The sequence below is a fragment of the Glutamicibacter sp. NPDC087344 genome, from assembly GCF_044744225.1.
In the GTDB taxonomy this organism is placed as follows: domain Bacteria; phylum Actinomycetota; class Actinomycetes; order Actinomycetales; family Micrococcaceae; genus Glutamicibacter.
The window spans coordinates 99,582-115,910 of record NZ_JBIUXY010000004.1 but is presented as its reverse complement, the minus strand read 5'-3'; the positions used below and the strand labels follow the sequence as shown (position 1 = coordinate 115,910).

At 60.3% G+C, this 16,329-nt stretch carries 20 protein-coding genes; 5 read left to right on the top strand and 15 right to left on the bottom strand.

Annotated elements, in window-relative coordinates; all coding sequences use genetic code 11:
• Positions 1-144 precede the first annotated feature (144 nt).
• Entirely contained in the window at positions 145-633 is a 489-nt protein-coding gene (locus ACIOWL_RS08145; protein ID WP_400383437.1) for an Lrp/AsnC family transcriptional regulator, read from the top strand.
• 152 nt (positions 634-785) lie between these two features.
• Here ACIOWL_RS08145 and ACIOWL_RS08140 read toward each other — a convergent pair whose 3' ends face one another.
• The 5 genes from ACIOWL_RS08140 to ACIOWL_RS08120 all read right to left on the bottom strand — a co-directional run bounded on the left by ACIOWL_RS08140 (position 786) and on the right by ACIOWL_RS08120 (position 6,472).
• On the bottom strand, positions 786-1,940 hold the full coding sequence (locus ACIOWL_RS08140; protein ID WP_400383436.1) for an MFS transporter: 1,155 nt from the start codon (positions 1,938-1,940) through the stop codon (positions 786-788).
• A 65-nt stretch (positions 1,941-2,005) separates the two neighbouring features.
• Complete coding sequence (locus ACIOWL_RS08135; protein WP_400383434.1) at positions 2,006-2,413, bottom strand: low molecular weight phosphatase family protein; 408 nt, start codon at positions 2,411-2,413, stop codon at positions 2,006-2,008.
• Positions 2,414-2,487: 74 nt separating this feature from the next.
• A complete protein-coding gene (locus tag ACIOWL_RS08130) occupies positions 2,488-3,978 on the bottom strand; it encodes an APC family permease (protein ID WP_400383432.1) in 1,491 nt (496 codons plus the stop codon).
• A 183-nt stretch (positions 3,979-4,161) separates the two neighbouring features.
• Entirely contained in the window at positions 4,162-5,034 is an 873-nt protein-coding gene (locus ACIOWL_RS08125; protein WP_400383431.1) for a universal stress protein, read from the bottom strand.
• Positions 5,035-5,038: 4 nt separating this feature from the next.
• Positions 5,039-6,472, bottom strand: coding sequence for a flavin monoamine oxidase family protein (locus tag ACIOWL_RS08120; RefSeq protein ID WP_400383429.1), 1,434 nt, complete (start codon positions 6,470-6,472; stop codon positions 5,039-5,041).
• 108 nt (positions 6,473-6,580) lie between these two features.
• Here ACIOWL_RS08120 and ACIOWL_RS08115 point away from each other — a divergent pair, with 108 nt between their 5' ends.
• Both ACIOWL_RS08115 and ACIOWL_RS08110 read left to right on the top strand, forming a co-directional pair.
• A complete protein-coding gene (locus ACIOWL_RS08115; protein ID WP_400383427.1) occupies positions 6,581-7,237 on the top strand; it encodes a TetR/AcrR family transcriptional regulator in 657 nt (218 codons plus the stop codon).
• Positions 7,230-7,469: a hypothetical protein gene (locus ACIOWL_RS08110; RefSeq protein ID WP_400383426.1), complete on the top strand. Its 240-nt coding sequence runs from the start codon at positions 7,230-7,232 to the stop codon at positions 7,467-7,469. The genes ACIOWL_RS08115 and ACIOWL_RS08110 overlap by 8 nt, the downstream gene beginning before the upstream one ends.
• A gap of 9 nt (positions 7,470-7,478) precedes the next feature.
• On the opposite strand, the gene ACIOWL_RS08105 is transcribed toward ACIOWL_RS08110, so the two are convergent.
• Complete coding sequence (locus ACIOWL_RS08105; protein WP_047120071.1) at positions 7,479-7,667, bottom strand: hypothetical protein; 189 nt, start codon at positions 7,665-7,667, stop codon at positions 7,479-7,481.
• Between the two features lie 177 nt (positions 7,668-7,844).
• Positions 7,845-8,267 (bottom strand): hypothetical protein, encoded by a 423-nt coding sequence (locus ACIOWL_RS08100; RefSeq protein ID WP_400383424.1) that lies wholly within the window; start codon positions 8,265-8,267, stop codon positions 7,845-7,847.
• 352 nt (positions 8,268-8,619) lie between these two features.
• On the opposite strand from ACIOWL_RS08100, the gene ACIOWL_RS08095 reads away from it, so the two are divergent.
• Positions 8,620-9,462 (top strand): nitroreductase family protein, encoded by an 843-nt coding sequence (locus tag ACIOWL_RS08095; protein WP_400383423.1) that lies wholly within the window; start codon positions 8,620-8,622, stop codon positions 9,460-9,462.
• Positions 9,463-9,496: 34 nt separating this feature from the next.
• Positions 9,497-10,126: a TetR/AcrR family transcriptional regulator gene (locus ACIOWL_RS08090; RefSeq protein ID WP_400383421.1), complete on the top strand. Its 630-nt coding sequence runs from the start codon at positions 9,497-9,499 to the stop codon at positions 10,124-10,126.
• Positions 10,127-10,316: 190 nt separating this feature from the next.
• Here ACIOWL_RS08090 and ACIOWL_RS08085 read toward each other — a convergent pair whose 3' ends face one another.
• The 8 genes from ACIOWL_RS08085 to ACIOWL_RS08050 form a co-directional block, all read right to left on the bottom strand.
• The gene (locus ACIOWL_RS08085) at positions 10,317-10,556 is read right to left on the bottom strand and encodes a hypothetical protein (protein ID WP_400383419.1); all 240 of its coding nucleotides are present in this window, start codon (positions 10,554-10,556) and stop codon (positions 10,317-10,319) included.
• 199 nt (positions 10,557-10,755) lie between these two features.
• Positions 10,756-11,244: an Lrp/AsnC family transcriptional regulator gene (locus tag ACIOWL_RS08080; RefSeq protein ID WP_400384236.1), complete on the bottom strand. Its 489-nt coding sequence runs from the start codon at positions 11,242-11,244 to the stop codon at positions 10,756-10,758.
• A 66-nt stretch (positions 11,245-11,310) separates the two neighbouring features.
• Positions 11,311-11,811 carry a DedA family protein gene (locus tag ACIOWL_RS08075; RefSeq protein WP_400383418.1) on the bottom strand — a complete coding sequence of 167 codons (501 nt, stop codon included), beginning with the start codon at positions 11,809-11,811 and terminating at the stop codon, positions 11,311-11,313.
• Positions 11,812-11,813: 2 nt separating this feature from the next.
• On the bottom strand, positions 11,814-13,070 hold the full coding sequence (locus tag ACIOWL_RS08070) for an MFS transporter (RefSeq protein ID WP_400383416.1): 1,257 nt from the start codon (positions 13,068-13,070) through the stop codon (positions 11,814-11,816).
• Positions 13,067-14,209 (bottom strand): NAD(P)/FAD-dependent oxidoreductase, encoded by a 1,143-nt coding sequence (locus ACIOWL_RS08065; protein WP_400383414.1) that lies wholly within the window; start codon positions 14,207-14,209, stop codon positions 13,067-13,069. The genes ACIOWL_RS08070 and ACIOWL_RS08065 overlap by 4 nt, the downstream gene beginning before the upstream one ends.
• Positions 14,210-14,527 (bottom strand): bifunctional 3-phenylpropionate/cinnamic acid dioxygenase ferredoxin subunit, encoded by a 318-nt coding sequence (locus tag ACIOWL_RS08060; RefSeq protein WP_400383412.1) that lies wholly within the window; start codon positions 14,525-14,527, stop codon positions 14,210-14,212.
• A 41-nt stretch (positions 14,528-14,568) separates the two neighbouring features.
• Positions 14,569-15,501 (bottom strand): N-acetylglucosamine kinase, encoded by a 933-nt coding sequence (locus ACIOWL_RS08055; protein WP_400383411.1) that lies wholly within the window; start codon positions 15,499-15,501, stop codon positions 14,569-14,571.
• Between the two features lie 108 nt (positions 15,502-15,609).
• Positions 15,610-16,329: a sulfite exporter TauE/SafE family protein gene (locus ACIOWL_RS08050; protein ID WP_400383410.1), complete on the bottom strand. Its 720-nt coding sequence runs from the start codon at positions 16,327-16,329 to the stop codon at positions 15,610-15,612.

Sequence of the window (16,329 nt, the reverse complement as noted above, 5' to 3'; positions counted from 1 at the left end):
ACCCTCGCTGGTCTCGCGAGCACTACGAATGCAACAAACCGATCAGTCCGTGCAACATGCTTATGAGTTACTGATCATTTTGCCTAAAATTGATCTGGAGAACTCGCGTTCTCCACGCACACGCAGTCTGAGGAGACCACACACATGAATTCGGATACGTATCAGCTCGACGAAACCGACCGACGTATCCTTTTGGCCCTCGACGCCGATCCCCGTGTTCCCATCATGATGCTCGCTCAGCAACTCGGATTGGCGCGCGGTACAGTTCAGTCTCGTTTGGAGCGCCTCGCGAATTCCGGAGCCCTCCGACCGAACACGGCACGCATCCTGCCGGCCGCCATGGGGCGCGGGGTGAGCGCTTTTGTCAGTGCCGAGCTGGATCAGGCCCGACTCAACGAGGCAATTGCCGGCCTTCGTCAGATTCCGGAAGTTCTTGAATGTGTCGCCCCCGCCGGAGATACCGATCTCATGATCCGGGTCGCCGCCACAGATCCCGATGATCTCTATCGCGTCAGCGAGGAAATTCGCCTCTGCCCTGGGATCACACGCACCTCGACATCGATGATCCTGCGCGATGTGATCCCGTTCCGCACCACCGAATTGTTGAAGAAGCTCAGCAGCTCAAAACACTAGGTTGTCCCCAGAACCCGCCACGCTCCGCGGGCCAGAAATCGTGCGAAACTTACTTTTCGACCCGTACTTTTCATCTACGTCCAAATCTTGACTTCAAATGAACGCCGGCGCAACACCATTTGTTAAAGGCCAGGCACCCAGGTGCCTGGCCATTATTCGCTGACGTACTTCAAAGTCCGCCCCGGAAGGTACTTGCGCGCCCGGAGTACCAGCAGGATCGATACCAGGCACAACACCGCGAGAAGACCGAGGAAAAGCGCTGGATGCGCCATCGGTCGCCAGAGGGCAAACAGGGTAGGAAACGTAAACCCAATAAAGCAGCACATGTAGAACCGCCCGGTCAGTTTCCCTAGGTCAGCCGGTCCTGCCAGATCCAAGACCTGGCTCAAGCCGGCAACCAGCAAGATGCCGTTCGCGGCCCCGGAGACCACCGACGTAATGGTGCCCACCACGGCAGATCCGGTCAGTGAGAGAACAATCATCAGCAGCAAACCAATCAACGCAACCACCAACCCGCAAATCAACAAGAAAGCGCGTTTCACATCATTAAACCGTCGGATCAACGGCTGAATCCCGGCGCCAACACCCATGGTGATCACCACCGCGACGGTTGAATACAGCAAGCTGGATTGCCCCGGTTGCGCGGTCAGCGCGGGAACCACGGCAAAACCGGTGGCGGCCATCCCGAAGACCCACGGGGCCGCCGGCAGCACCATCTGGTAGAAACGTTTGAGGTTCTGCTCGCTGGTGTGCGCATCCTGTTGAGCTGCACGTTTTGCGGCCTGTTCCCCCACCGGTGCTTCGGTTTGCTGCTCGGTGGTGGTGAACATCAGCACCAGCCAGGCCAGGGCAGCCAGGGCGTGGAGGGCGTAGGCCAGCTCGGGACTTTGGCTCAGCCCCACGATCACCCCGGAGATCGCCGGGCCAATGGCGAATCCCGCCGATGTACACAGCGCCGCCCTGGTCGCGCCCGCCGGCCCGGGACTGAGCAACTTGACCCAGCTGGTCACCGCCACCATGGCCAGACCCATTCCAAGCCCGGAGAAGACGCGCCCCAGATACAATCCCGGTTCAAAAATCCAGCCGTCAATCAGGGTCAGCGACCCGAGAAACGATGAGATCAAGGCCGCCAGGGTAAACGGTTTGCGACCGAACTTGTCTGTCAGCGGACCGCCGAACATCAAGGCGGGAATCATGCCAAGCAGGTAACTGCCCATCACCAGCATCGCTTCGAATTCGCTCAGCGCGCGATGCTGTTGGTACCAGCTGATCAATGACACATACTGATTGGCGCACCAACCGGTCAAAATCAGGCAGATTCCTGGAAGCCACCACGACGTTGTGCGGCGAGTAGTCGTACTGATACTGATTGTTACTTCTCCAGTTCGTGGAAGAGGCCGCGGACACGATCTGCGATTTCGTCGCGGATCATGTTCATCCGTTGCGACCCGGTAATACCGTCTTCGCTCGGCTCGTAGGTGACCCAGCGTTCGGTTTTCACCTGCGGTTCAAAGTGGGGGTTTGCATCCGTGCCAAGGATGATTACCCGGTCAACACTCGCCGCAATCGAGGCATCGATGGCCTTGGGTTCGCCAAGGGACATATCCGCCCCGGCCTCTGCCAGCGAGGCCACCGCTTCGTGGTTGATCGCCGCTCCCGGGTTGGTCCCGGCCGAGTAGCTGATCACTTGGCCCGCAGACACATAATCCATCAGCGCCGCGGCCATCTGCGATTTCCCGGCGTTGCGTGAGCAAATGAAGAGAACCGAAGGTTTAGTCATAAAACCAATTGAACCACCCAAAGCTCGCTTTGGGTGGTTCAATGTTCAACCGTGACGCCGAATGCTCGGTGTTCTCAGAGGCTCAGGTTCTTCCCCGTTTTGATCGTTTCGCCCTTGAAGAAGGCCGGGTGGCGGAAGCGGCTGTAGAGCATGATCAGCACCCCGAGCAGCAGCACACCCACCCCGAGGATGAACACCATGCCAACCCCGCCGATGTTGGATCCCGAACCGTAATCAGGTTGCGTGGATTCAACCGCGGTCACAAAAAACATGACCAGCAAGATGATGCCGCCGACCAGCGGGGCCAAGAACTTGAAGAAGAAGTTCCGGGCGTTGGTGAACAGTTCCGAGCGGAAGTACCAGACACAGGCCAAAGCGGTCAGACCGTAGTAGAAGCAGATCATCAGGCCAAGGGCGGTGATGGTGTCCCACAGCGCGTTTTCCGACAGCAGCCGGGTGATGACGTAAAACGCCGCGGCTGCGGCGGCCGAAACCACGGTGGCCACCGAGGGCGACATGAATCGTGGCGAGATTTTCGCAAAACTGCTTGGCAGGGCCTTGTAGTAGCCCATGGCCAGGAGCGTGCGAGCCGGGGAGACCATGGTGGACTGCAGCGAGGCCGCGGAGGAGGACATGATGGCCAGCGACATCAAGATGGCCAACGGACCCATCACCGGGCCGGCGAGCACCGCGAAAATCGATTCCTGGTTATCCGGGTTGCCAGCTCCCAGGCCGGTGGTTCCCACGCCGGCGAAGTACAGCACCGCGGTGGCCACTGCCAGGTACAGGGCGATGATGATCAGCACCGTCCAGGTCGCGCCGCGGCCCGGGACCTTGTTGGGGTCGGTGGTTTCCTCGTTCATGGTCAGGGTGACGTCCCAGCCCCAGAACACAAAAATCGACAGCGAGATACCGGCGGCGAAAGCCGTGAATGACTCGACACCGGCCGGGTTGAACATTTCCCAGGTGATGGGGGTGCGGTCGAAAGGGGCGTTGGAGGTGAAGGACATGATGGCGAACAGCAGCAGCACACCCACCTGGAATCCCACCAGCACGTACTGGAACACCTTGGTTGCGTTCATGCCGCGGTAGGAAATGTAGGCGGCAATGGCGATGAACACCAAGGTGGTGGGAATGTTGATCCACAGGTTTTTGGTCAGCTCGGCGATCCATTCCTGGCCGGTGAGCTGGGCGATGAGGATGTAGAAGAAGTCCACCGCCACCGCGGCCAGGTTGGAGAGCACAATCACCGTGGCCGCGATCAAGCCCCAGCCGCCCATCCAACCGATCATGGGCCCGAAGGCGCGGGTGGCCCAGGTGAAGGAAGTCCCCGAGTCCGGCATGGCGTTGTTCAGTTCCCGGTAGCCAAGGGCCACCAGCAGCATGGGGATGAAGCCGGCAATCAGGATGGCCGGCAGGCTGGTGCCGACCTCGGCAACGGTCGCGCCGAGCCCGGCGGTGAGTGTGTAGGCCGGGGCAATACAGGAAATACCGATGACGATCAGGCCCATGACACCAACGGTGCCCTTGGAGAGACCCTTTTCATGCAGTCCCGAATCGTTCATTTCGGGAGGGTTATCCCGCCTCAATTCTTGTGACATTGTCAAAAACCTTTGGGAGTGTGCGGCTCACCGTTGAGCCTTGGCGCCTGAGGCCACCCTGAACAACAAGTCAGGTCTGCGGAAGCGCCCTGGACGGTGATTGCGGTTTGGAGGAAATCCAAGGAATACGAATTTTTGATCGGCTTTCTACCGGGTAGATGGCAAGGTGGGAATGACTCCCATGGGCACGTTCAGGTGGCCGAGGATGCGGTGGGCTTTCGGTCCGATAAACAGGCGGCGGCTGGCCGCCAGCCGGGCCGAACCCAGCAGGGCCAGATCGCCGGGCTGCCACGACAACTTGTTGATGGCAGTGTCAATGCTGCCGCCGGCAATCACCTCGATGACTGCCTCGATGCCCAGCTCCTTGACCAGTTCATCAAGGTAGTCACGGATCTGCTGCACATAGGCATCGAGGCCCGCTGCCCCGTCGCCCACCTCGGTGTTCTCCACAAAGGTCGCCACCCGCAGCTTGACCCCGCGTGCGTCGGCAATCCGCGCAGCCAGATCGATCACGTCTCGCGCACCCGGGCGCCCGCCAACAAAGGCGGTCAGACGGGTGATCTGTCCCCCGGCTTCACGAAGGTTCGCCAGCGACGCCGGCGAGGTCATGAAAACCGGAAGCGGCGAGGAGTGCAGCAGCGCATTGGCAATGGCGCCGGGCATGAAGAACCCGCCCACGTGGCGTTTGCGTCCGCCGAGCACAATACCGTGGGCTCCGAACTCTTCTGCGAGTTCGATCAGCCCTTCAGCGATGGAGGACAGCGAGCGCGCCACAACGCTGGCACGGATTCCCTGGGGAACCAGTGCCAGCGCTTCGGCGGCCCAGCGGTCCACCTGGGCGGAGAGGATGGATTCATATCCATGATCCCCGCCCGGGTAGACGGCGCTGAAGGGTGCGGCGGCCGGAAGCACGATGGCGATCTGTACAGATGCCTGAGTAGTCCCGGCCACCACTGCGCTGGCCAATTCAATGGCCTCTGCGCCGCGTTCGTCGGCGGTGTAACCTACGAGCAGTTTCATCGTCTTAGACGGTGATCTTCGAGTCGGCCGAAGCGGTCAGGGTGGCCACTCCGTCGTAGGACTCGTCGTAGGAGGTGCCGTCGAGTTCCGCGAGAATACGGGCCGCGCTGCGTCGTCCCATGCGGACCGCGCCGTCAACGTGCTGGAATCCTTCTCCGGCCAGGTCAGAGGAGCTGAAGTAGATCGGGCCGACTGCATCGTTCTGGGTTGGGCCGAAGCGGTAAAGCCCACCCAGGTCGTAGCTGGTCGCGTACGCGCCGCGGGTCCATTCCTCGGAGCCGAAGTCCGAGAGGTAGAAGACCTTCGGGTCCAGGGTCTTTTCGCCCAGGAACTCGGCCATGGCCTTCAAAACCAGGTCCTTGCGCTCCGCATCGCTCTCAAGCGACCAGACCTTGTCCGCCTCGACATCGGAGATGAAGCCGACCAGGGTGCCGGTCTCTTCTCCGTCAAAGGTGTTGTCGTAGATTTCCTGAACCAGGTGGTTCGGGCCGAAGCAGGTGCCGGACAGGCCCTCTTCACGCCAGAACGGGGTGTCGTAGACCGCGTGAACCTTGATGACCAGGCCCATTGACTGGTGCTGGTGGGTGACCTGCTGCCAGCGTGGCAGCGGCGGGAAGTAGCTGATCCGGCTGTACAGGTTTGGCGGTACCGCCAGCACGACCTTCGCGGCCTTCACGGTGACATCCGCGCCGTGGGCCACCACGCCCTCCTCGCTCCATTCGAGCTTGAGCACCGGGTTGTTCAGGAACAACGAGTCTTCGGGCAGGCGCTTGGAGACCTCGATGGAAACGCCCTGCATGGAGGACTTCATGCGGCGGTCCAGGATGAAGTCCTCGTCCACCAGGTTATCGAAGGAACCGGCGGAGGAGGCCATCAGCACGGCCTGCAGGGCGGAGAAGGTGTGAGCTGGTTTGGTCAGCATGCCGCCGGCGATGAACAGGCCGATGTTGTTGCAGGCGACCTCGTCTGCTGAGTTCTCGCGCAGGAAGTGGTGGAAGGAGATCTTGTCCAGTTCCTCGGCCTGCGGGTGCTCCCACGGCTTGTCCGGATTCATGGCCGCGGCCAGGGTGTTCATGATCTCGATGAGCTTGTTCATCTCGGTGATGGTCGACTGCTCCACCGGGAAATCTTCACCCTCGTACACGATGGCTTCTCCGGCCTCGGTGCGGTAGACGCTCTTGCCCTGCTTGTAGCGCTCGAAGGTTTCAATGCCCAGTTCCTCGATCAGCGAGTACAGGCCGGTCTGATCCGGGCTGATCCACTGGCCGCCGATCTCGATGGTCGCCCCGTCCATGGTGTCGGTCCAGGTGCGGCCGCCCACGCGGTCGCGGGCTTCGAGCACCGCCACGGACTTTCCGGCTTTGGCCAGCTCGTAGGCCGCGGTCAGACCCGAGGGGCCGGCACCGATCACAACAACGTCGCGTTCGAGATGTTTCATGATTGCTCTCCTTGAACAATAAAATGAATTGAGTTCATTTATCTTTCCTATAGCATAGGGTACGAACACGATCTTGTGAAGTAACCCACGTCAACTAGGGGATCATTGATGAGCGAAGCGGCGCCTCGACGCGCGGGCAGGCCACGCAAGGCCATACTCGACCGGGAACGAATCACCCTTCACGCACTGGAGCTGGTCTCCGTCGACGGGTACGAGGCACTGACCATGCAGCGCCTGGCCAAGTCGCTGGGTGTGGCGGCCTCGGCCCTGTACAATCATGTCTCCTCCAAGCAGGACCTGTTGCAATGGATTCAGGAACTTGTCATGACCGAGGTGGACACCTCGGTGTTCGACCGGGAGCCGCTCAGCGAGGCGCTGATTCAGTGGGCTACCAGTTATCGGGACGTTTTCGCGCAACACATCCCGCTCATCCCGGTGATCGCGGTGCTTCCGGTCTCCGATTCGCCGCGCACCCTGAACATGTATGAGCGGGTGGCCCAGTCCTTGCGCACGGCAGAGCTGAGGGATGAAGCAATAGTCCCGACCATCGTCGCCCTTGAATCATTCATCTTCGGTTCCGCCATGGACACGGCCGCGCCGCACGACATCTTCGAGACCCGTAACCACAAGGACGCGACACCGAATTTCACCCAGGCCGTTTCCGACCAGCGTGCCACGGGTTTGAACACCAGCGACGACTCGTTCCAGCGCGGCCTGTATGCACTGGTGGCAGGGCTGCTTGCCACGGGGAGCAAAAATGAGTGAACCGCGCCAGGCCAATGAGCCACACAAAACTCCTTGGGTTAAGCGGGTCACCGGGAAACAGTGGGCCTCACTGGTACTGGTGATCATTGCGCTGGTTTTCATATTGCAGAATCTGCAAATGGCGCGTGTTGAGCTTTTCCTTTTCCACACGGTCGCACCGCTGTGGGCAATCTTGCTGATCACCCTCGCGGCAGGATATGTCATCGGACGGTTCTCCAAACGCCGGGACTAGCCGCCAGCCCTAGTCATCCAGGATCGCCCACTCCCCGACTTCCTCGTTATCCGAGTCGAAAACGTCCTCCTGGGCTCCTGGCACCAACGGATACATGGTGATCTTGGTTGACCAGTCGCGCAGGATCTTTTGCAGCTCCTCCAGCGGTTTCAGCTGCATGTTCTCGGTATCAAAATTAACTTCCAGCACAAAGCGCATGATGCACTCCCCTCAGTCGAGTTGCCGCCATCCTATGCCTTGTATCGCAGAAATACGAGACTTGACAAGGGATTGCAACAAGCTGCGCGACGAGGCCGCGGCGCCGGCGCTCGGAGCGTTAAAAGCAAAACGAGGCCCCTTGAAGGGACCTCGCATGGCACGGTGATGCGTGGGAAGCTACTGCATGGTGCTCATCGTCGCGATGGAATCAAAGGCTTCGGGGCCACCGACCTTGTACAGGGCCAGCAGCAGGCCGCCGAAAATGGTGCCCATCAGCGCGCTGAAACCCAATGAGATCTTGGCCAGCGAGCGGACTTCCTGACGGCTGATGGCGCTTTCGTTATTCAGGTAGCGGGCCGCGCCACGGCTGATGCTTGCGGCAGGCGATTCAGGAACCTGTGCCGCGGGGTACGCGGATTCGATCTGGGAGATGCTTCGAGCCGCGACCGGCACAGCATTCACGGTGTTTGGAGCGGTATCAATATCGCCTCCGCGCAGGAAGGCAACGGTTTCGCGGTGTTTGCGGTTCTGGCGAAACTTAACGATGTTGGAGCCATGTCGTGCCAACAAAATATCTTCGCCCAGTGGGATCGTGCCCATACGTAACCATCGCTCCTATGTAGATTCAAACACCGTACTTCCAGTAAACCCCACGAAATTTTGCCATCCGTTAAATACCCTGCGCTTTGTTCACAAACACACATGCCCCTGTGATGCAAACTGCATATTTTTTATGGTGTCCATCACTCGGCCGCCGCGGCTTCCGACCCCAGCAGACCTCCTGCCTCATGGGCCCCTGAAGCCAATCCGTTTCCCTGCGCCGAGCGGGCAGGGCGCAATCAGCCCGCACCAAAGGGTTGCCCGCATCACATTCAACTTTTCCGAATCGGATTCGGAATAGAACGGTCGCCCGGTGGGTTATGTTTACCGAATCCGATTCGGAAAGGAAATCATGCACACCCCTACCTCTCAAAAACAGCTCCTCGGCCAGCGTTATGGGCGCGCCGCGCAACCAGAGATCCTCTGGAATGACACCGTCGCTCATCTCATTGCGCATCGCTCCGAACGCTCCTTCTTGCCAACTGCAGTGTCAGGTGAAGAAGTAGCTACCCTAGTGGCCGCCGCACAATCGGCATCTTCGTCGTCAAATCAGCATTACTGGAGCGTGATTGCGGTTCGCGATGCCGGAACAAAAGCTAAGCTCGCCAGTTTCACCCAAGGTCCTTCCATGGAAGGCAAAGGGTACGACTTCGTTGCCGATGCACCCCTTGTTTTGCTATGGGTTGCAGATATGTCGCGGAACCTCCAGATCGCAGGCCTCGGCTCCGAAGAAGACCGCATCGTCGACTATTTGGATTCGCTCATCATGGCTTCCGTCGACACTGCACTTGCCGCGCAAAACGCAATGGTCGCCGCACAAGCCATCGGTCTCGGTGGAGTGTTCCTGGGATCGCTGAGGAATCGTTCACAAGAGATTGCAGAACTGATGAATCTGCCCAAACACAGCTACGTAGTCTTCGGGATGGCACTGGGCAGGCCAGATCCGGAGCACAAGGGTTCGATCCGGCCGCGTCCGCCACAACAGGTGGTGCTCCATCAAGAGCAATACATCTCCACTGCGACGGACGAATGGCTCAGTGGATATGAACAGGCTTTCCAAGATTTCCGCACCCATGCCGGATTATGTGAAAAAACTTGGAGCGATTCAGTTAAGACCGCAACGTCAGCACGGTATTTGGACGGTAGGGAAGACCTCCGTGAGACCATTGAATCCCAGGGTTATTCGTTGAAGTAGGCCCGGGATTTACCGCACGATTCTTGGAGTTTAGATGACTAGACCAGCAACACCGATTCTCTCAAAGGACATTATTGCCGATGCTGCTTTAGAGCTCGTGGAGAAAAGCGGTGACTTGCAAATGGTCGCGTTGGCTAAGCATCTAGGTGTTGCTCCCTCGTCCCTCTACACACACGTCCACGGTCGGGCGGAGGTCATCGATCTCGCCCGATCGAGGATTCTCGAAAACATTGACCCGATGCCGCCAGAAGACGACTGGCGTAGCGCAGTCGAGCGGCTGCTTCGCCAGCTCGCAACGCAGTATTCTCGTCACCTGCGGTTGCTTCCACTGATTTTCGCTACCTCGTTTTTTAACGAAAAGGCGATTTCCGTCTACGAGCCGGTGTTCAACTCGCTGCTCAGGGCAGGTTTCCGCCCGGATCAATTACGTCTCATTATCGCTTTGATTGATTTCCAAGCCTTGGGACTAGCACAGGGACTTCCTGAACCGGTCATGACCGAAAACATCAGGGCGAGCCTGCCGGGATACACGGCGTCAGTTGATCATTCCCAGTACTCGCCATCAACTTCTATTGATTTTTCCGTCGAGGTCATTTTGCAAGGACTCGAGGCACGCCTGAAGGCATCAGCCGCGCCCGAGCAAACGATGAAGTCCGTTGAATAACGGACAGCTCAATGCCAGAACCTTTCCCACTCAAAGTCCCCCCAGCCAAAGGGCGGCCCTGCCGCGCCATCTTCGTGATGGAGATCTGTGGTGAGAATCGAAATTTCATCAAGAATTCGTCGTTGAACAGCGATCAAGCGGAGACAGGATTCCTGTCTCCGCTTGATCGCTGTTCTATCGGTAGCTGCAGTTAGGCGGTTTTAATATTCCGCTGCTTGCGTGCGCGTTTGGCCGCACGAATCTGTAGCGTTAGTTCGCTGTTGGTGAGTTCATCGGGTGACGCGATACCGTAGTGTGCTGCTTGCTTCAGCAGTCCCTGACGAATCTCTTCATGGTGTTGACGGTTGTATTTGAGCACCATCACCACGGTGACGATTGCCAGCACTGTCAGGGTGACTAGGGCAGTGAGTATTGTGGCTTCTACGTTCATTGTCTTCTCAACCCCCTTATCTTCTAGTCGAGGACACTTCGCCCGGCGACACCGGCAACCTGCCGTGTTCATTTCGAACTTGTCGAACGATGACCCTCGTGGAGAGAAGAACATCAAGTTTAGCAGTTTTATTCGAATAATTGAATCTCCGCACCATCATGGCACGTAGCTACCAACCAATACTCGGTGGCGCAGCAGGCTAGAACTCGCCGGTTCCATGGCTGTGTTCAAACACCAACGATGTCTGGGTGGTTGCCACCGCGGGGTTGGCAGAGAGGTAGTCCAGCACAAATTGGCGCACGTCCGATGAGTTCCGCACCGCAACATGCAAGACAAAATCGTCCACACCACCGAGGAAAAACAGTTGCCGCACTCCTGGTTTGTCACGCATCTCGGTGGCGAAGTTCGCCATCAGATGCCGGGCGCCGGGGCGGATGCGAACGAAGATCAACGCTTCGAGCTCGCGTCCGAGCACTTGCGGGTCAACCTCGATGGTGAACCGGGAAATGACCCCCGAATCACGCAGGGTGTTCAGCCGTGCCAGGCAGGTCGAGGCGGCGATGCCCAACTCTTCGGCCAGCGAGTTATTGGTCCGGCGGGAGTTTTTGGAGAGCAGCTCAAGCAGCTTGCGGTCCAGCTCGTCAAGCTGTGCACCCTGGCGGCCCGAAGTGTTGGTGCCGTTAAGCATTTTTTGCACACCTGCTTTCAACGATGTGTGATCCTGTGTTGTTCTGCGGTAGGGGGCGGTGTGGCCCTATTCCCGAGCACCGGTTTCCGATGCCTCGATCCAGTTGCGGCGTTTGCGCACCCGGATCACGATCACTGCAACCACAATAATCAGCACAATCCCGGCAACCAGCCACGGCCAGTCCAACGCCAGCCAGGCGTAGAACACGGCCAGGCCGATCGTGGTGTAGAGCAGGGCCCACGCCAACGCGCCCAGTGCGACCGCCGGCAGATAGCGCCGCACCGGCATGCGGCTGATCCCGGCCGAGGCATTGACCGCCGATTGGATGCCTACGGTCAAGAAGCTCAGCGGAACCGCCAGCATTCCCCAACGGGCGATAAACCGTTGCGCCCGTTGATATACCGGGCCGTGCAGATGGCGTTCGAAGCGGGTGTGCTCCACGCCCTTGGCCACTCCGCGGCCAACCCAATAGGTCGCATTGCCGCGGGCAAAAGCCAAGCAGAAAAAGAACACGAAGGTGATCGCGAAGGGCGCATCATTGGTGAGCCATGAAATTGCATCGGACATGATTACGGGACACTCTTTATCTGACGAACCAGCGCGGCGCCAACCAAGCTGATGACGGCTGAAATGATGAATAGGGTTGGGTAGCCGCCGAACCAGGTCACCGACAACCAGGCGATCAAGGGTGCAACCACCTGGGGCAGCGAATTGGCAATGTTGATCATGCCCAGATCCTTGCCGCGCGAGTCGGCATGAGGCAGCACCTGGGTCAGCAAGGCGAAGTCCACGGCCAGGTAGGCGCCGAACCCGATGCCCAGCAACACCGCGGCAATGACGGCCACGGGGAAGGTGGATGCGAAGGTCAGCACCCCGGCGGCGGCTGCCACAATCACGGAGGAGATGATCACGTACTTTTTGCGTTTGCCGTCGCGATCCGAGAGCTTCCCGGACACCACAGAGGAGAAAATAACGCAGAAGGCGTAGACCGCCGTCAGCACCAGCACACCTTGTGCCGGGTCTGGATGGCCCAGCTCATCCTGGAGGAAAAACAGCAGATACACCAGGCACAGCTGGCAGCCCAGATACAGCATAAAGCGGGTCAGCCACGCCCAACCGAAGTCCTTGTATTTCACCGGGTTGATCCAGAAGCTCTTGACGAACTCCCCGAGTTTCAAGGGTTCCAGCGCTCCCTTGGGCAACGGAACATCCTGGCGCATCATGACGTACGGGATGGAACACAGGGCCACCGCGACAGCCACGATGGCGTAACCGAACACCAGGTTTTCGGCCGCATACATCCCGATGACCGCACCGATCAGCGAGCCGCAGGTTTGCCCCAGGGCCACCAACCCGCCAACCACACCACGCTGTTCAACCGGGACCTTGTCCGGAATGGCGGCGAAGATCGCCGCCAGGGCCGCGTTGCCGGCGGCCTGCATCAGCGCCCATCCAAGCACCAGCATGCTGACGGTTTGGGCGCTGGACATCAACAGCAGGGCCAGGGCACCGGTGATGGTGCCGCAGAAAACCCAGGGGATGCGCCGGCCGAATCTGGAGGTGCTCCGGTCGCTGAGCGCACCGAACAGCGGATTGGCCACCAGCGAGACCGCGGCCCCCACCCCGGTGACCAGGGAGAGGATGGCGTTTTTCTGGCTCGCATCAAGCTGCTGGGCATGCAGTCCCAACAACACCTGAATCGGTGCAAAAAAACCGACGTTGATCCCGATGTGCACAATCACCAACGCGGTGATCCACGCGACGCCTACCCGGCGGGTAGGAACCTGCAATGCTTCCGGGACACGGCCCTGGGCTCCGGTACTCATGGTGTTGGACGCCCTAACTCGCGTGGCCCGATCTGTGGATCTTCCATCTGATTAATACTCGGACTCACCCCGCGGCTGATGAGTTTGCGCACCGCCTTGGACATCAATCCCCCGTCAACCATGGACGCGGCAACCAGTGCGCCGGTAGCATCCAGGCCAAAAACGGTTTGAATTTTGCCCCGGCGGTTGTGCCGCTTGATCACACTGGACACGGCGGAAAAATCTCCCACGGTTTCCACATGGGAATCATGGCGGTCGGACCAGAACCAGGGAACCGAGCGGGCCGGTGCGGTGGTGCTCAGGATTGTTGCCGCGGCAATGGCCGCATCCTCCATGGCCGCTTCCCAATGGACCGCGCGCGCTTGTCCGTCGTGGCGTGCCGCGTCGCCCAGCGCCAGCACCTGCCGGTGGCTGAGTGAACGCTGGCCGGCGTCGACAAGGATTCCGTTCTCAACGGCCAGGCCTGCGTGTTCGGCGAGCGCCGTATCCGCATCCACACCGATGGCCGCAACGATGATTTCCGCTTCGATCCGTTGGCCGGAAACCACGGCGTGGTTGGGGCCAAGCTCGCTGACAGTACCGGTGAGGGTTCGCACTCCGTGGGCTGCGTGCTCGGCGTGCAGCTGGCGGGCCAGGTCATCGCCCAGAACGTGGGCCAAGGGGGCCTCGGAGGAGGCCACCAGGGTGACCTGGGCACCCTGCATGCGGGCTGTGGAGGCGAATTCGGCACCCACCAGTCCGGCGCCGATGATCAAAACCCGCTGCCCGAACATTCCCGAGTCCAGCTCGTTGGACAGGTACTGGGCGTCGGCGGCGGTGTGCAGGCTGCGCGCGTACTGCGCCCCGGGGCACTGGAGGGTGCGCGGGATGGTGCCGGTGGCAAGGACCACCCAGTCGTCCTCGGCCTGCGGGATCACCAGTTCGGTGAGGTGTTCTTGCACCAGGTTGATGCCGTGTTCGCGGTACCAGGACAGGGGTGCGAAGGGTTCGGCCTGCAGTGATTTGCTCAGCGGAGGGCGGTCGTAGGGAAGGCCCTGGGCATCGCTGATGCTGATGGTTCCCGAGTAGTTTTTGCTGACCAGTTCGCGGGCCAGGGTGTAACCGGCGACTCCGGCCCCGATGATGTGTACGGAAGGCATTTAGATATCGAGTTCCAGGTTTCCGTCAACCACCGTGACGGTGTAGGTGCGGGCGTCCTTGGTGGCTGGCATGCACAGCACCTTGCCGGTGCGCAGGTCGAAGCTGGAGGAATGCAGGGGGCACTCGACCTCGCAGCCGTCGATCCACCCGTCGGAGAGTGACGCGACCTCATGGGTGCATTCATCTTGCAACGCATAAAAGTTACCGTCTTCGGCGTGGAACACCGCAATATCTTCGGCTGCTCCGCTGTCTTTTGCCTCAACTAGCAGGGCTTCGCCCTCGGCCAACGTATCCGCCGGGCCAACTTGATAACTCACGGTAACTCCTCTAAAGCTTCACTACCTCTAGACCTATCTTGTCATTGATCGATACCGTGCGCATTTTCGGCCCCTGCCGCGGTAACCAGTTCCCACAGCGGATGATCCGGTTGCAGCGTGCTCAGGGCCTGGACCCCGTCAAGGCCGGTTCCCGCGGCCGGAACCGGTTCGGCTGCCGGGTGCAGACCTTTCAGTGAACGCGAGAACGCGGTGTGAAGCATCTGGTTTCCGAATACCCCGCCGAGGGCCGCGACCCGGTGCGGGCTGCCGTCCTGTGAAGCCACCCGTTGCAGGGCCGTGGACACCGAGTGCGCCAATTCTTCCCCGGCGGCCTGGCTGATCTGTGCCGCCACCTGGTCGCTCTGGGCCAGCCGGGCGACGGCCTGGGCAAAGGAGGCCACGGTTGCGACAGCGGTGGGAGATGACTGAAGCAGGATGTAGGCCTGTTCCAGATCCGGCCAGGTTCCCCGAACCACCTGGCTCAGAGCGGTGGCAGGTCCACGCCCGTCATGGGCACGCATGACCGCTTCCAGGGCGTGCCGCCCGATCCAATAACCGCTGCCGGCATCTCCCATGATGTGGCCCCAGCCATCCACCCGCGCCACCGTGCCGGTTCCCACGGCCAGTGTCACCACCCCGGTGCCGGCGGCAACCACCGCGCCCAGGCTCTGCCGCAAGGCGCCGAGATACGAGGTGACCGAATCGTGGGCCAGCACCACCCGATGCACACCTGTTCCTTGAAGGAGCCTGAGCAGTGCCTGCGGATCGTTTTCGGCTTGGGTGAGACCGGAGACCCCGCAGGCTACAACTCGCGCGGTGAATCCTGCGGATTCTTGGACTTCACGGATCACCGTATTCAGTTGGGGTAATAACGCTTGGTGGGTGCGCACTCCGGGTACGGCAATTTCCCGGGGGTCTTCTCCGGGAGTGATGAGTCGGATTTTGATTCCGCTCTGCCCACAGTCAAGAGCCATGGTGGGCATATTCATGAGGTTCCCCCGCAGTCCGTGTTGGTGATTTGTCCTTCATCACCCAGCGTACCGAGCTTCGGGCCGCCACTGACCAGCATGGGGTGCGGCTGCCTAGGAAATCAGCAGCCGGATGATCAGCACCAGCGAGCCGAGGATCGAGACCCCCAGCGCCGCGTAACGCAGGCGCCTGGCATCCATGAATTTGTTGATCCAGCGCGAGAGGAAAAATCCGGCCACTACCACCGGGCTCATCCACAGCAGGGTAGTTAGCATCTGGGCGGAAACCTGTCCGGCCAACGCCAGCAACAGGACCGAGATCACCGAACCCACCAGGAAAAAGGCGCTCATGGTGCCGCGTACCCGGGCTGGTTCCTGCCCCTGCCAGATGATCGCCATGGGCGCCCCACCGGTTGCGGTGGCGGTGCCCATGATTCCTGACAGGGCGCCGGCGGTCACCAAGGCCCGGCGGTGCGGAACCGGCCGCCACCCGATAAAGGAGGCGGCAATTCCGGCCAGCACGCTCAAGGCCACCGCCCAGGTCAACGCGGTCAGCGGCAGGAGCACCACTAGCCAGGTGCCGATCATGCTCCCGGGAATCCGGCCCAGCAACGCCCAGCTGGCGCCTTTGACATCCACGCTGGCCCGCTCCCGCAGGGTGACCAGCAATCCAATCAGCGCGCCCAGACAAATGATGAAGGCCGGCAGCAGGGAAGGTTCCAGGATTCCAACCACCGGCGCCGCCACCAGACCTGCACCGAATCCAATGGATCCTTGCAGCCCGGCGGCGGCGAACAGGGTGACCGCCAAGATCACGTACTCGGCGGGCCCCAT

Coding starts and splice junctions, on each gene's coding strand:
- ACIOWL_RS08120 (WP_400383429.1), bottom strand. CDS start 6,472: ATGAAACATCTCGAACGCGACGTTGTTGTGATCGGTGCCGGCCCCTCG.
- ACIOWL_RS08100 (WP_400383424.1), bottom strand. CDS start 8,267: ATGGGCACGATCCCACTGGGCGAAGATATTTTGTTGGCACGACATGGC.
- ACIOWL_RS08095 (WP_400383423.1), top strand. CDS start 8,620: ATGCACACCCCTACCTCTCAAAAACAGCTCCTCGGCCAGCGTTATGGG.
- ACIOWL_RS08090 (WP_400383421.1), top strand. CDS start 9,497: ATGACTAGACCAGCAACACCGATTCTCTCAAAGGACATTATTGCCGAT.
- ACIOWL_RS08065 (WP_400383414.1), bottom strand. CDS start 14,209: ATGCCTTCCGTACACATCATCGGGGCCGGAGTCGCCGGTTACACCCTG.
- ACIOWL_RS08055 (WP_400383411.1), bottom strand. CDS start 15,501: ATGGCTCTTGACTGTGGGCAGAGCGGAATCAAAATCCGACTCATCACT.
- ACIOWL_RS08085 (WP_400383419.1), bottom strand. CDS start 10,556: ATGAACGTAGAAGCCACAATACTCACTGCCCTAGTCACCCTGACAGTG.
- ACIOWL_RS08135 (WP_400383434.1), bottom strand. CDS start 2,413: ATGACTAAACCTTCGGTTCTCTTCATTTGCTCACGCAACGCCGGGAAA.
- ACIOWL_RS08105 (WP_047120071.1), bottom strand. CDS start 7,667: ATGCGCTTTGTGCTGGAAGTTAATTTTGATACCGAGAACATGCAGCTG.
- ACIOWL_RS08050 (WP_400383410.1), bottom strand. CDS start 16,329: ATGGGGCCCGCCGAGTACGTGATCTTGGCGGTCACCCTGTTCGCCGCC.
- ACIOWL_RS08110 (WP_400383426.1), top strand. CDS start 7,230: ATGAGTGAACCGCGCCAGGCCAATGAGCCACACAAAACTCCTTGGGTT.
- ACIOWL_RS08075 (WP_400383418.1), bottom strand. CDS start 11,811: ATGTCCGATGCAATTTCATGGCTCACCAATGATGCGCCCTTCGCGATC.
- ACIOWL_RS08125 (WP_400383431.1), bottom strand. CDS start 5,034: ATGAAACTGCTCGTAGGTTACACCGCCGACGAACGCGGCGCAGAGGCC.
- ACIOWL_RS08130 (WP_400383432.1), bottom strand. CDS start 3,978: ATGAACGATTCGGGACTGCATGAAAAGGGTCTCTCCAAGGGCACCGTT.
- ACIOWL_RS08080 (WP_400384236.1), bottom strand. CDS start 11,244: ATGCTTAACGGCACCAACACTTCGGGCCGCCAGGGTGCACAGCTTGAC.
- ACIOWL_RS08115 (WP_400383427.1), top strand. CDS start 6,581: ATGAGCGAAGCGGCGCCTCGACGCGCGGGCAGGCCACGCAAGGCCATA.
- ACIOWL_RS08070 (WP_400383416.1), bottom strand. CDS start 13,070: ATGAGTACCGGAGCCCAGGGCCGTGTCCCGGAAGCATTGCAGGTTCCT.
- ACIOWL_RS08145 (WP_400383437.1), top strand. CDS start 145: ATGAATTCGGATACGTATCAGCTCGACGAAACCGACCGACGTATCCTT.